General features: G+C 45.9%; 1 protein-coding gene. It reads left to right on the top strand.

The window, feature by feature from the left end:
* A partial coding sequence (locus tag Y882_RS19670) for a hypothetical protein (protein ID WP_211259237.1) occupies nucleotides 1-340 on the top strand: 340 nt, incomplete at both ends.

Raw genomic sequence — 340 nt, 5'->3', positions numbered from 1 at the left:
ATTGAGGACTACGCATTCCTTAATGGGGTGCACTCATCTGTAATTGGATATCTGAAAAGAGTTCCATCAGCTATCGATAATTATGAGGCCATGGCTGAGATTAATTGTCCATCTTTTGCCACACCGCGATCTTGGGTTGCTGCATCTGATATCTTGCACGATTTTGACAGCGGTATTATTTCTGCCGGTATGGCCCGTGTTCTTCTGCAAGGTGCTATTGGTCACACTGCAGCGGTAGAGATCTGGACTTACCACACCAAGAAACGCAACTTACCGGAAATCGGTCGGATTATGGCAGGAGGTTGCAAAGAATATGTAGGTCCTAAACAGCCAGACATCT

This window comes from Dyella japonica DSM 16301 (genome assembly GCF_001010355.1).
Taxonomy (GTDB): Bacteria; Pseudomonadota; Gammaproteobacteria; order Xanthomonadales; family Rhodanobacteraceae; genus Dyella; species Dyella japonica.
This window is presented reverse-complemented; position numbering and strand designations above follow the sequence as displayed.